Below are 14,103 nucleotides of genomic sequence, written 5' to 3' on the forward strand. Positions count from 1 at the left end.
CGGGCACGCGCCCGCCAAGCACCGGCCACCGGTCGGCACCAGCACCACCGAGCAGCACACGGGACGGATCACCGGACCCGCCGGCGCCCGCGACGCATCCCCGTCCGGGCGAGGACCAACAGGACAGGATTGCTGAAGTCATGACTGATATGCACCAGGACACGGGCCTGACCGGCACGGACGCCGGAGCAGCGGACGCCATGGACGCCGGGACGGCCGAGGCCTTCCTAAGCCACGACCAGAGCCTCCGCCACGCCCCCGGTCCGTACTTCGGCGCCTACGGCGGCCGCTGGATGCCCGAATCGCTCATCGCGGCACTCGACGAGCTGCAGGACACCTTCGATAAGGCGAAGGCGGATCCCGAGTTCACGGCCCAGGTCGCGGAGCTCAACAGGAACTACGCCGGCCGCCCCTCGCTGCTCACCGAGGCCGCGCGCTTCGCCGAGCACTGCGGGGGCGTCCGGGTCTTCCTCAAGCGGGAGGACCTCAACCACACCGGGTCCCACAAGATCAACAACGTGCTCGGCCAGGCGCTGATCGCCAAGCGCATGGGCAAGACCCGTGTCATCGCCGAGACCGGCGCCGGCCAGCACGGCGTCGCCAGCGCGACGGCGGCAGCCCTCCTCGGTCTCGAGTGCGTCGTGTACATGGGCGCGGAGGACACGCGTCGGCAGGCGCTGAACGTCGCCCGCATGCAGCTGCTCGGAGCGACGGTGGTCCCCGTGACCAACGGGTCGCAGACCCTCAAGGACGCCATCAACGACGCCCTGCGTGACTGGGTCGCCAACGTCGAGACCACGCACTACCTCCTCGGCACCGCCGCGGGAGCGCACCCCTTCCCGTCGATGGTCCGCTACTTCCACGAGGTCATCGGCGACGAGGCGCGCGAGCAGATCCTCGAGCAGACCGGACGCCTGCCCGACGCCGTGACGGCCTGCGTGGGCGGCGGGTCCAACGCGATCGGCATGTTCCACGGCTTCCTCGACGACCGCGAGGTCGCGCTGTACGGCTTCGAGGCCGGGGGCGACGGCGTGGAGACCGGCCGCCACGCCGCGACGATCACGCTCGGCCGACCGGGTGTGCTGCACGGCGCCCGGTCCTACCTGATGCAGGACGAGGACGGCCAGACCATGGAGTCGCACTCCATCTCGGCGGGCCTCGACTATCCCGGGGTTGGCCCCGAGCACGCCTACCTCGCGGACATCGGGCGCGCGCACTACGAGCCCATCACCGACGCCGAGGCCATGGAGGCCTTCAAGCTCCTCAGCCAGACCGAGGGCATCATCCCCGCCATCGAGACCGCACACGCACTCGCCGGGACCATGAAGCTCGGCCGGCGCCTCGCCGCCGACCTCGCCCCGGGGGAGCAGCCCTCGGACAGGATCATCGTCGTGAACCTCTCGGGCCGCGGGGACAAGGACGTGGCGACCGCCGCGGGCTACTTCGACCTGCTGCCGGACGACAGCGTGGAGCAGGAGATCGCAGAGGAGGGTGAGCAGCTGTGACGACACACGTCCCTGACCAGCAGCAACCGGAGCCCGGCGCAGCCGGCGCACCCGCCTCAAAGGCGGCTGCCGCCATCGAGAAGGCCCGCAGCGAGGGTCGCGCAGCCCTCATCGGCTACCTGCCCGCGGGGTTCCCCGATGTCAGGACCACCATCGAGGCCGGGATCGCCATGGCGGAGAACGGCGTGGACCTCATCGAGATCGGCATCCCGTACTCCGACCCCGTCATGGACGGGGTGGTGATCCAGGAGGCGACGGTCGAGGCCCTCGCGAACGGCTTCACCGTGCCGCAGATCTTCGACGTCGTGGAAGGCATCACCCGGAAGACGGATGCCGCGGTGCTCGTGATGACGTACTGGAACCCCGTGATGCGGATGGGTGTCCGCGACTTCGCGGAGCGCCTCGCCGCCGCCGGCGGAGCCGGGCTCATTACCCCCGACCTCATCCCCGACGAGGCAGCGGAATGGCTGCAGGTCTCCGAGGAGCTCGGCCTCGACCGGGTGTTCCTCGTCGCGCCCTCCACCTCCCCGCAGCGCATGCAGAACACCGTCGACGCCAGCCGCGGCTTCGTGTACGCGGTCTCCGTCATGGGTGTGACGGGTGCCAGGACCTCCGTCGGTGCGGCGGCCCAGGCCGTCGTCGACGCCGCGCACGACGCCGGCGCCGAGCGCGTCTGCGTGGGACTCGGCGTCTCCTCCTCCGCCCAGGTGCGCGAGATCGGCGCCTACGCGGACGGCGTGATCGTCGGGACGGCCCTCGTGGCGGCCCTCAGGGACGGTGGTGTGCAGGCGGTCGCGGACCTCACGCGCGAGCTCAGCACGGGTGCCGCCAAGGTGTCCGCCAGAGGGTCGGCATGACCGGGATCGCCGTCGCGGCGTCCATCCCGAGCCCGCCGTCCGAATGGGCGAGCTTCGCCCTCGGGCCGGTCACCATCCACGCCTACGCGCTCTGCATCCTCGCGGGCATCATCCTCGCGCTCATCCTCACGCAGAAGCGCTTCGTCGCCTTCGGCGGGCACGCCGACGCCGTGTGGGACATCGCCATCTGGGCCATTCCCTTCGGCATCATCGGCGGACGGCTCTACCACGTCGTGTCGTCGCCGGACGCGTACTTCGGACCCGAAGGGGATCTCGCCCGGATCCCGCAGATCTGGCTGGGCGGCCTCGGGATCTGGGGGGCCATCGCCCTCGGTGCCGTCGGGGCCTGGATCGGGGCGCGGCGGGCCGGGGTCAGGCTCTCCGCCTTCGCCGATGCAGCGGCGCCGGGCGTGCTCCTCGCGCAAGCCGTGGGGCGTCTCGGCAACTGGTTCAACCAGGAGCTCTTCGGCGCGCCCACCACGCTGCCATGGGGTTTGGAGATCGATGCCGACAACGCCAACTTCCCGCTCGACCAGGAACCCGGGACGCTGTTCCACCCGACCTTCCTCTACGAACTCCTGTGGAACCTCGCCGGAGTCGCCATCCTCCTGCTGCTCGCGCGGAAACTGAACCTCCGTGGCGGACGCATGTTCTGGCTCTACGCCGCCTACTACACACTCGGGCGCGTCTGGATCGAGGCCCTGCGCATCGACGACGCCGAGATGGTGACGCTCTTCGGGGTCACGCAGCGCCTGAACGTCTGGACGAGTATCGCCGTGTTCGTCGTCGCGCTGGCCGTCCTCGTGTATCTCGCCGTGAAGCGCCGGCCGGCCGAGGCGCCGTCGGTGTATTTGCCGGGCCGGGAACCGAAGGACGCCGTCGGGGCGGACGTCGACTCCACGGGTGCCACGGATACGGGCGCCAAGGACACCACGGTCACCGACGGCACCGCTGCCGCGGATGCCGCAGGTGCCGAGCCTCCCACCGATCGTGACGACGCCGGACGGTCCGTGAGTAACGCTTCAGCCACAGGTGGCCACGCCTCGGATGGAGCGGCGGACGCGCGGAACGAGCGTGGTAATCTGTCCGAAACAAACGGCTCCTGAGGATCGATCCACGCTCCGAGGACCCCGCGAGAGCGGAGCCGCGGGACTGGGTCCCCGACAGCAGTCCCCGGGCCACCGCCCCTCAAGGACGCAACACCACACAGTTGTGGACCATAGGTGCGACGGCCGGATCACCTTCCGAGCCTGCACCGGTACCGCCCTGACCAGCGCAGGATGACCACAGTGATCGCCCGCCAACAGCGCCGGGCGGCGCAGGGCCGGGCGGTGCACGCGAGATCGACAGACGGTGCCCGTTCCCCTCGGATCGGTGCCCGCGGGGCCAAGGCTGTCCCCTCCCGACGCTCCATCATGGGGGAAGGATCCTTTCTATGACTGCTTTGACGCCACACCCTCTGCAGGCGGACCCGGGCACGGACACGTCCTCGACGGACGCCGCCGAGTCCCCTTTCACGCGGTTCGCCTCGCTGCCCGAGGCCACGGGCCTGTACGACCCGCAGAACGAGAAGGATGCATGCGGTCTCGCCGTCATCGCCACCCTGCGCGGTGAACCCGGCCACGACATCGTCGATGCCGCCCTGACGGCGCTCCGCAACCTCGAGCACCGCGGCGCGGTCGGGGCGGACGAGGGCACCGGAGACGGTGCGGGCCTCCTCACCCAGATCCCCGACGAATTCTTCCGCGCCGTCGCGGGCTTCGACCTGCCCCCTGCCGGCGGCTACGTGGTCGGGACCGCGTTCCTGCCCGCCGAGGCGAAGGAGGAGGAGACCGCCCGCGCGGGACTGGAGTCCATCGCCGAGTCCGAAGGCCTGGAGGTCCTCGGCTGGCGCGTGGTGCCCGTCGTCGCCGAGCTGGTCGGAGCCATGGCGCGCGCCTGCATGCCGCACTTCGTCCAGCTGTTCCTGGCTCCCGCCGACGGTGACGCCTCGGACCTCGACGGACGCGCGTTCCGCCTGCGGAAGCGGGCGCAGAACAAGTACGGCGTGTACTTCCCGTCGCTGTCGTCGAAGACCATCGTCTACAAGGGAATGCTGACCACGGCCCAGCTGGAACCGTTCTACCCGGACCTGTCGGACGAGCGGTTCAAGACGCGCCTCGGGATCGTCCACTCGCGCTTCTCCACCAACACCTTCCCGTCCTGGCCGCTCGCGCAGCCCTTCCGGACCATTGCCCACAACGGCGAGATCAACACCGTCAAGGGCAACCGGAACTGGATGCGGGCCCGCCAGTCGCAGCTGTCCAACCCGCTGCTCGGGGACTCGCCCGAGGAGTTGTACCCCATCTGCACGCCCGGCGCGTCGGACTCGGCGTCCTTCGACGAGGTGGCCGAGCTCCTCACGCTCTCCGGCCGGCCCATCACGCACTCGATCATGATGATGATCCCGGAGGCGTGGGAGAACCACGCCACCATGGATCCCGCCCGCCGCGCGTTCTACCAGTACCACTCCATGCTCATGGAGCCGTGGGACGGACCAGCCGCCGTGTCCTTCACCGACGGTCGGCTCGTCGGCGCCGTGCTGGACCGCAACGGACTCCGCCCCGCCCGGTACTGGGTCACCGAGGACGGCCTCGTCATCCTCGCCTCCGAGGTGGGCGTGCTCGACGTCGAGCCGTCCCGCGTGGTCCGCAAGGGCCGTGTCTCACCAGGCAAGATGTTCCTCGTCGACACCGAGGCGGGCCGGCTGATCGAGGACCAGGAGATCAAGGCCGAGGTCGCCGCGGCGAACCCGTGGGGGGAGTGGGTCCGGGAGAACCTGATCCAGCTCGAGGATCTGCCCGAGCGCGAGCACGTGGTGCACACCAAGGCCTCCATCAACCGCCGCCAGCGGACCTTCGGCTACACGCAGGAAGAGCTGCGCATCCTCCTCGGCCCGATGGCGAAGAACGGTGCGGAACCGCTCGGCGCCATGGGCTCGGACACGCCGATCGCCGTCCTGTCCAAGCGTCCGCGCCTGCTGTTCGACTACTTCGTGCAGTCCTTCGCGCAGGTGACCAACCCGCCGCTGGACTCCATCCGCGAGGAACTCGTGACCTCCATGGGTGTCACGATCGGACCCGACGGCAACCTGCTCTCCACCGGCCAGGTCCGGTCCAAGCAGATCGCCCTGAAGTTCCCGGTCATCACCAACGACGAGCTGGCGAAGATCGCCAACCTCGAGACCGACGACGGCGACCGGCTGACCGTGCGCGTGCGCGGCCTGTACCGGCACGACGGCGGGGAGGCGGCCCTCCGGGCGCGCCTCGCCGAGATCTGCGAGCAGGTCTCCAGCGCCCTGAACCGCGGCGTCGAGTACGTGGTGCTCTCCGACCGGGATTCGAACGGTCAGTGGGCGCCCATCCCGTCGCTGCTCCTGACGAGCGCCGTGCACCACCACCTCCTCAAGAGCGCCAACCGCACCAAGACGTCCCTCGTGGTCGAGGCGGGCGATGTCCGCGAGGTCCACCACGTCGCGGTGCTGATCGGGTACGGGGCGTCCGCCGTGAACCCCTACCTCGCGATGGAGAGCTGCGAGGAGCTGGTCCGCAACGGCGACATCACGGGCGTGAGCGCCGAGGCCGCCGTCGCGCACCTCATCAAGGGCCTCGGCAAGGGCGTCCTGAAGATCATGTCCAAGATGGGCATCTCCACGGTCAGCTCCTACTGCGGCGCGCAGACCTTCGAGGCGCTCGGACTCTCGCAGGAGCTCGTGGACGAGTACTTCCACGGCACCCAGACGCAGCTCGGTGGCGTGGGCCTCGACGTCATCGCCGCGGAGACCGCTGCCCGGCATGACACGGCGTACCCGCAGGACGGCATCGAGGACCCGCACCGCGGCCTCGACAACGGCGGCGAATACCAGTGGCGCCGCGAGGGCCCGCCGCACCTGTTCAACCCGGAGACGGTCTTCCGGCTGCAGCACGCGACGCGTGAGCGCCGCTACGACATCTTCAAGGCCTACACGCAGGGCGTCGACGACCAGTCGCGCGAGCTCATGACGCTCCGCGGCCTGCTGAGGCTGCGCGACGACGCCCGGCCGCCGCTCCCTCTCGACGAGGTGGAGCCGGTCTCGGAGATCGTCAAGCGCTTCTCCACAGGGGCGATGAGCTACGGCTCCATCTCCCAGGAGGCGCACGAGACCCTAGCCATCGCGATGAACCGCCTGGGCGGCAAATCGAACACGGGCGAGGGCGGCGAGGACGTCGAGCGCCTGCTCGACCCCGAGCGGCGGTCCGCCATCAAGCAGGTGGCTTCGGGCCGGTTCGGCGTCACGAGCCTGTACCTGACCAACGCCGACGACATCCAGATCAAGATGGCGCAGGGAGCCAAGCCCGGTGAGGGCGGCCAGCTCATGAGCCAGAAGGTCTACCCGTGGATCGCCCGCACGCGGCACTCCACGCCCGGCGTCGCGCTGATCTCGCCGCCGCCGCACCACGACATCTACTCGATCGAGGACCTCGCACAGCTCATCTACGACCTCAAGCGCTCCAACCCGAGCGCGCGGGTCCACGTCAAGCTGGTGTCCGAGGTGGGCATCGGCACGGTGGCCGCGGGCGTCACGAAGGCCAAGGCCGACGTCGTCCTGGTGTCGGGCCACGACGGCGGGACGGGCGCGAGCCCGCTCAACTCCCTGAAGCACGCGGGCATCCCGTGGGAACTCGGCCTCGCCGAGACGCAGCAGACCCTCATGCTCAACGGCCTGCGCGACCGCGTGGTGGTCCAGGTCGACGGACAGCTCAAGACCGGGCGCGACGTCGTCATCGCCGCCCTGCTGGGCGGCGAGGAGTTCGGTTTCGCGACCGCCCCCCTCGTGGTCTCGGGCTGCATCATGATGCGCGTCTGCCATCTCGACACCTGCCCCGTGGGGGTGGCGACGCAGAACCCCGAGCTCCGCAGCCGCTTCACCGGCAAGCCGGAGTTCGTGGTCAACTTCTTCGAGTTCATCGCCGAGGAGGTCCGAGAGATCCTGGCGGAGCTCGGCTTCCGGACGCTCGAGGAGGCCATCGGCCACAGCGAGCTGCTCGACGCCCGTAAGGCGATCGAGCATTGGAAGGCCGACGGGCTGGACCTGGACCCGATCCTGCGCGGCAACGAGTTCGACTCCGGCGAGCCGATGCGCAACATGCTGAAGCAGAACCACGACCTGGACCAGCACTTCGACAACAAGCTCATCGAGATGAGCTCCGACGCGCTGCAGCACCGTTCGCCGGTCCGCATCTCACTGGATGTCGTCAACACCGACCGCTCCGTCGGGACGATGCTCGGTCACGAGGTCACCCGCACCTTCGGCCTCGACGTCTTGGCGCCGGACACCATCGACGTCACCCTGACCGGGCAGGCCGGACAGTCCCTCGGGGCCTTCCTGCCGGCCGGTATCACCCTGCGCCTGCTCGGCGACTCGAACGACTACGTGGGCAAAGGGCTCTCCGGCGGCCGGATCATCGTGCGTCCGGACCGTGCCAACGTGTTCCGGGCCGACCACAACGTGATCGCCGGCAACGTCATCGGCTACGGCGCGACGAGCGGCGAGATGTTCCTGCGCGGGCAGGTGGGGGAGCGGTTCCTCGTCCGCAACTCCGGCGCGACGGCGGTGGCCGAGGGGATCGGCGACCACGGCTGCGAGTACATGACGGGAGGGCAGGCCCTCATCCTCGGACGCACGGGCCGCAACTTCGGCGCGGGCATGTCCGGGGGGACGGCGTTCGTGCTGGACCTGGACCGTGCGCGCGTCAACAAGCAGAGCCTCGAGAACGGGGAGCTCCTGCTCGTCGACCTCGACGCCGAGGACATCGAGATCGTCCGGCGGCTGCTGATCCAGCACGTCGAGGAGACCGAGTCCACCCTCGCGGAGAGCCTGCTCGGGTCCTTCGAGGACACCATCGCCCGTCTCACCAAGGTCCTGCCGCGCGACTACGCCGCGGTGCTGGACGCCCGTGCCACCGCCGTCGACCAGGGGCTCGACCCCGACGGCGAAGAGGCGTGGACCAAGATCCTGGAGGTAACCGGTGGCTGACCCACGCGGATTCATGAAGGTGCGCGAGCGCCAGACCCAGCCCCGACGCCCGGTCCCCGTGCGCATCATGGACTGGAAGGAAGTGTACGAGGCCCAGGAGAAGGGCGTCCTGAAGGCGCAGGCCGGCCGCTGCATGGACTGCGGCATCCCGTTCTGTCACCAGGGCTGCCCGCTGGGCAACCTCATCCCGGAGTGGAACGACCTCACGTTCCGGGAGAAGGGCCGGGAGGCGATCGACCGGCTGCACGCGACGAACAACTTCCCGGAGTTCACGGGCCGGCTCTGCCCGGCGCCGTGCGAATCCTCGTGCGTGCTCGGCATCAACCAGCCTCCCGTGACCATCAAGCAGGTCGAGGTGTCCATCGCGGACCAGGCCTTCGGTGAGGGTTGGGTGGAGCCGCACCCGCCGGAGCGCCTGACGGGCCGGACGGTCGCCGTCGTCGGATCCGGACCGGCGGGCCTCGCCGTGGCCCAGCAGCTCACGCGCACCGGGCACACGGTCGCCGTGTATGAACGGGACGACCGCATCGGCGGGCTCCTCCGCTACGGGATCCCCGACTTCAAGATGGAGAAGATCCATGTGGAGCGACGGGTCGACCAGATGAAGGCCGAGGGGACGCGCTTCCGGACCGGTGTCGACGTCGGCAAGGACATCAGCTGGGGACAGCTGAAGCGCCGCTACGACGCCGTCGTGGTCGCCACCGGAGCCACGGTCCCGCGCGACCTGCCGATCCCGGGCCGTGAGCTCGAGGGCGTTCACTTCGCCATGGACTACTTGGTCCCGGCGAACCGCGTCGTGGCCGGCGACGCCGTCGAGGACCAGATCCACGCCGAGGGAAAGCACGTCGTCATCCTCGGCGGCGGCGATACGGGCGCCGACTGCCTCGGTACCGCTCACCGCCAGAAGGCCGCGTCCGTGACCACGCTCGCCATCGGCCAGCAGCCGCCCGCCGAGCGACGGCCGGACCAGCCCTGGCCCACGTTCCCGACGCTCTTCGACATCGCCAGTGCGCACGAGGAGGGCGGCGAGCGGCGCTACCTCGCGTCCACCGTGGAGTTCGTCGGCGACAACGGCGTGCTGCGCGGCATCAAGGTCGCGGAGACCGAGTTCGTGGACGGGCGGCGTGTCCCGAAGGCCGGCTCCGAACGGGAGATCCCGGCGGACCTCGTCCTGCTCTCGCTCGGTTTCACGGGCGCCGAACCCGCCGGCATCACCGAGCAGGTCGAGGCCGCCTTCGACGACCACGGCAACCTCGCGCGGGACGGCTACTACATGACGAACACCGCGGGTGTCTTCTCGGTCGGCGACGCCGGCCGAGGCCAGTCGCTGATCGTCTGGGCGATCGCGGAGGGCCGCGCGTGCGCTGCCGCCGTCGACAAGTACCTCATGGGGTCGACGAAGCTGCCCGCGCCCGTAGCACCGTCAGATCGCTCCATCGCCGTTCTCTGACCGGCCCCCACACCATCCCCACGACCCCAACACGACTAGGCTAGGTTTATGAGACGCGCAAAAATCGTTGCAACATTCGGGCCCGCAATCGCCAGCTATGAGAACACGCTCGCCGTGCTCGAGGCGGGCGTGGACGTCGCCCGGATGAACATGAGCCACGGTGACTACACCGTGCACAGCAGCACCTACGAGAATGTGCGGCGCGCCTCGGCGGAGCTGGGCAAGCCCGTCGGCATCTTCGCCGACCTGCAGGGCCCGAAGATCCGCCTCGGCCGGTTCGTCGACGGACCCCACGCCCTCGCCCCGGGGGACGTCTTCACGATCACCACCGAGGACATCGAGGGGACGCAGGAGATCTGCTCCACCACCTTCAAGGGACTGCCCCACGACGTCAACGTCGGTGACATGCTCCTCATCGACGACGGCAAGGTATCGCTCCGCGCGACCGTCGTCGACGACGTGAAGGTCACCACCGAGGTCGTCGTCGGCGGGATGGTGTCCAACAACAAGGGCATCAACCTGCCCGGTGTCGCCGTCAACGTCCCCGCCCTGAGCGACAAGGACGAGGAGGACCTCCGCTGGGCCATCCAGATCGGCGTCGACATGGTCGCGCTGTCCTTCGTCCGTGATGCCGGTGACGTCCGGCGCGTGCACGAGATCATGGACGAGGAGGGACGCCGGGTCCCCGTCATCGCGAAGATCGAGAAGCCCCAGGCCGTCGACGCCCTCGAGGAGATCATCGACGCCTTCGACGCCATCATGGTTGCTCGTGGGGACCTCGGCGTCGAGCTCCCGCTGCAGGACGTGCCGATCGTGCAGAAGCGGGCGATCGAGCTCGCCCGGCGCTGGGCCAAGCCGGTCATCGTCGCGACCCAGGTCCTCGAGTCGATGATCGACAACCCGCGGCCCACGCGCGCCGAGGCCTCTGACTGCGCCAATGCCGTCCTCGACGGTGCGGACGCCGTCATGCTCTCCGGTGAGACGAGTGTCGGGAAGTACCCGATGGAGACGGTGAAGATCATGAACGACATCATCGAGTCCACCGAACGCCACGGGCTTGAGCGCGTCCCGCCGCTGGGCAGCAAGCCGAAGACCCGCGGTGGCGCCATCACGCGCGCGGCCGTCGAGATCTCCGACCAGCTCGACGCGAAGTACATCTGCACCTTCACGCAGTCCGGCGACTCGGCGCGCCGCCTGTCCCGCCTGCGCCCGAAGAAGCCGGTCTTCGCCTTCACGCCGGTGCAGTCCACGCTGAACACCATGTCGCTCATCTGGGGCATCCAGCCCAAGCTCGTCGAGTTCGTCGAGCACACGGACCAGATGACGTCGCAGGTGGACCGCGTCCTGTTCGAGCAGGGCCTCGTCGAGGTCGACGACCTCGTGGTCATCGCCGCCGGTTCCCCTCCAGGGCAGGCAGGATCGACCAACTCGATCAAGGTGCACCGCGTCGGCGACATCACGGACGCCGGCCAGCTCCCCGACGACCACACCTCCTTCATCAAGGAGGACGTCGGCCCCTGGCCCGTCAGGAAGAAGTAGCGATCACGCGCTGACCACGAAGACCCCCACCCGATCGGGTGGGGGTCTTCGTGTAGTCGCTACGACCGGGGGGGTGGGACTGCGAGAAGTCCCCGCGGGGTCAGTTGACCTGGTTGATGATCGTCTCCGCGACCTCGCGCATGCTGAGGCGGCGGTCCATGGAGGTCTTCTGGATCCAGCGGAAGGCCTCTGGCTCGGTGAGGCCCATCTTGGTGGTGAGCAGGCTCTTGGCGCGCTCCACGAGCTTGCGGGTGGCGAACTGCTCCTGGAGGTCGGACACCTCGGCCTCGAGGGCCTTGATCTCCTCGTGGCGTGACATCGCGATCTCGATGGCGGGGATCAGGTCCGCGGGAGTGAACGGCTTGACGACGTAGGCCATCGCACCGGCATCGCGGGCGCGCTCGATGAGTTCCTTCTGGCTGAAGGCCGTGAGGAGGACCACGGGGGCGATGCGCGCCTTCACGATCTGCTCCGCCGCGGTGATGCCGTCCATGACGGGCATCTTGACGTCCATGAGGACGAGATCGGGCCTGTGCTCCTGGGCGAGGGCGACAGCCTTCTCGCCGTTGTCGGCCTCCGCCACGACCTCGTAGCCCTCGTCGCGGAGGATCTCGATGATGTCGAGCCGGATCAGCGTCTCGTCCTCGGCCACGATGACCCGGCGAGCGGGTCCGGCGGGCGTGGTTTCGGTGGATTCAGACACTGTTGCTCCTTGATGATGACGGCGTTCCGGCGGACCGCGGACGGCATGCTCCCGATCCGGGATCCAGCCTATCGGCATGTAGAGTGGTTTCGCGCACCGGCGGAGGACGGAAGTCGGCCTTCTTCCTCACAGCCGTGGCGGGCACGGCCCGAATGGCGGAATTGGCAGACGCGCTGCACTCAAAATGCAGTATCGAGAGGTGTGTGGGTTCGAGTCCCACTTCGGGCACCAGAGGCGCCTGGTCAGAGGCGGGCAGTTGAGCAAAGTGAGCACAGGAGTTGTCCTCCGGTGCACAGCGGTCGCTGCTGACGGCCATGCCAGCATCGTGGCGTGCGTATCCAAGGACGGATCAGCATCGTTCCATCCAGCTCGCGCCGACTCTCGTGGCGATGCTCGTTCCGTAGCAGCGAATCGCCTCGCTGATCATGTGGAGTTCACAGGCCCCCAGGGCGGCCGAGGGCAGCACACACCGGTCTGGGACCACCACTGCGCACAGGCCGTCCGGCAAGCGCAGGCACCACGACGCCGCGGATCCACGGTGTGAGGCAGCCGCACGCCTTTCAGCTGGTGCAGGACCGTCGGTCGCTCATCAGCGAGGGCCGGGGGCTGGGCATCGATCAATGGACACGACGGATCGGAACTGTGGGTATCCGATGCCGAACGCCTCAAGGGATTCGGCTGATGCGAGCGCGCGCCCGCTCACTGCAGGGGGGGCATGCTTTTCGTCCACACAAGCGCGACGGCCGTGACCGCCTGCTTACCGCCGTCCGCATGGCGCCAGGGTGGGTGTCTCGCTCCATGGATACGACCTTCGCCAGTCGTGGTGACGTTCCAGCAGGCGTGGTGCTCGCTATGACACGATGGACGGAGGTCTCGACGAAGGAACGCACACTCATGGATGACATCACGCCTGTCCTGCTGCGCGGAGCAGATATCAAGCCCTATTCGGACGACAACGGAAATGTCATCGAGGGAACCCCGAGAACGAACGGCTACAGCATCGTGGAGTTCAGGGGATCGAACTGCAAGCTCGTCTTCGGGGACAGCGTTCGCATGTACGGGCAGATCGCTTTCCAACGTGACGACTCGTTCGTGTCGCTCGCCGGCAGGGTCTTCTACCGGGGCCGCACCTCGTTGGGCCTCGGCTGCAGCATCTCATTCGGAGACAACGTCTACTGCGGTGTCGACCTGCAGGTGAATACCGCTGAGGGCCAGAGCATCACCATCGGTGACGACATCCTCATCGCCAACCACGTCCGCATCAAGGGCGGCGACTCCCACCCGATCTACGACGGCGTCACAGGCCAGCGCATCAACCCTTCCCGCCCCGTGGTCATCGAGGATCATGTGTGGATCGGGCAGGAGACGTTCATCATGCCCGGGTCGCACATCGGCACTGGCAGCATCATCGGTGCTCGGAGCATGGTGATGCGAGGAGGCCCGATACCTCCCCATTCACTGGCCGCCGGAACGCCGGCCTCTGTGCGACGCAGTAACGTCCACTGGGTACGGAAGCACACCCAGAACAGCTTCGACCTGACCGAGGAGATCGCGCCCATCTTCAGCCCTGAGGAGCCGGCACCCGTACCGCGTGGGTCGAAGCTTCTCACCTGTGACTCCTGCAGTTTTCAGGTGCACGCCCGGGACGAGGGAGACATCGTTGCGGCGGCCGCCCGGCACGAATTCGACGAACCGAAGCACACGGTGACGACCAGTATCTGAGCTGTGCAGGAGCGGACACGGCCCGGGATGCCCCGGCGGCGCAGGGTATCTCCGCATCGAACGGGTGGACCGGCGCGAACTGCGCAACGGTCCTCTTCCAACGAACTCTCTCGCCCCTTGTACAACGAGCGCGTCCGCCGTCGACGTCAGGGCGAACACCACCTCGTACGTCTGTGGACCCGACGCGTTCCCCTGGTCACGTGCACGCGGCTCGGGCTTCTGTCCGCTTCGAGTCCCACGTCGGGCACCAGGGGCACGGTTTTCCGGAGCGG

At 68.6% G+C, this 14,103-nt stretch carries 8 protein-coding genes and 1 tRNA gene; 8 read left to right on the top strand and 1 reads right to left on the bottom strand.

From position 1 onward, the window contains the following. Positions 1-200: 200 nt before the first annotated feature. The 6 genes from trpB (at position 201) to pyk (ending at position 11,406) form a co-directional block, all read left to right on the top strand. Positions 201-1,505 (top strand): tryptophan synthase subunit beta, encoded by a 1,305-nt coding sequence (trpB, locus tag NVV32_RS06855; protein WP_422392016.1) that lies wholly within the window; start codon positions 201-203, stop codon positions 1,503-1,505. Then, positions 1,502-2,362 carry a tryptophan synthase subunit alpha gene (gene trpA / locus NVV32_RS06860; protein WP_422391789.1) on the top strand — a complete coding sequence of 287 codons (861 nt, stop codon included), beginning with the start codon at positions 1,502-1,504 and terminating at the stop codon, positions 2,360-2,362. Before trpB ends, trpA begins: the two co-directional genes overlap by 4 nt. Continuing rightward, on the top strand, positions 2,359-3,468 hold the full coding sequence (gene lgt / locus NVV32_RS06865; protein ID WP_422391790.1) for a prolipoprotein diacylglyceryl transferase: 1,110 nt from the start codon (positions 2,359-2,361) through the stop codon (positions 3,466-3,468). Before trpA ends, lgt begins: the two co-directional genes overlap by 4 nt. A 329-nt stretch (positions 3,469-3,797) precedes the next feature. After that, a complete protein-coding gene (gene gltB / locus NVV32_RS06870; protein WP_422391791.1) occupies positions 3,798-8,417 on the top strand; it encodes a glutamate synthase large subunit in 4,620 nt (1,539 codons plus the stop codon). Beyond that, the gene (locus NVV32_RS06875; protein WP_055771726.1) at positions 8,410-9,867 is read left to right on the top strand and encodes a glutamate synthase subunit beta; all 1,458 of its coding nucleotides are present in this window, start codon (positions 8,410-8,412) and stop codon (positions 9,865-9,867) included. Before gltB ends, NVV32_RS06875 begins: the two co-directional genes overlap by 8 nt. Before the next feature lie 48 nt (positions 9,868-9,915). After that, positions 9,916-11,406 (top strand): pyruvate kinase, encoded by a 1,491-nt coding sequence (pyk, locus tag NVV32_RS06880; protein ID WP_422391792.1) that lies wholly within the window; start codon positions 9,916-9,918, stop codon positions 11,404-11,406. Between the two features lie 100 nt (positions 11,407-11,506). Here pyk and NVV32_RS06885 read toward each other — a convergent pair whose 3' ends face one another. Then, positions 11,507-12,109 carry an ANTAR domain-containing response regulator gene (locus NVV32_RS06885; protein WP_422391793.1) on the bottom strand — a complete coding sequence of 201 codons (603 nt, stop codon included), beginning with the start codon at positions 12,107-12,109 and terminating at the stop codon, positions 11,507-11,509. 146 nt (positions 12,110-12,255) lie between these two features. On the opposite strand from NVV32_RS06885, the gene NVV32_RS06890 reads away from it, so the two are divergent. Together NVV32_RS06890 and NVV32_RS06895 are read left to right on the top strand one after the other, a co-directional pair. Continuing rightward, positions 12,256-12,340, top strand: a tRNA-Leu gene (locus NVV32_RS06890). 621 nt (positions 12,341-12,961) lie between these two features. Further along, on the top strand, positions 12,962-13,831 hold the full coding sequence (locus tag NVV32_RS06895) for an acyltransferase (RefSeq protein WP_422391794.1): 870 nt from the start codon (positions 12,962-12,964) through the stop codon (positions 13,829-13,831). The last annotated feature ends 272 nt before the right edge of the window (positions 13,832-14,103 follow it).

The sequence above is a fragment of the Arthrobacter sp. N1 genome, from assembly GCF_048288285.1.
Classification (GTDB): domain Bacteria; phylum Actinomycetota; class Actinomycetes; order Actinomycetales; family Micrococcaceae; genus Arthrobacter_D.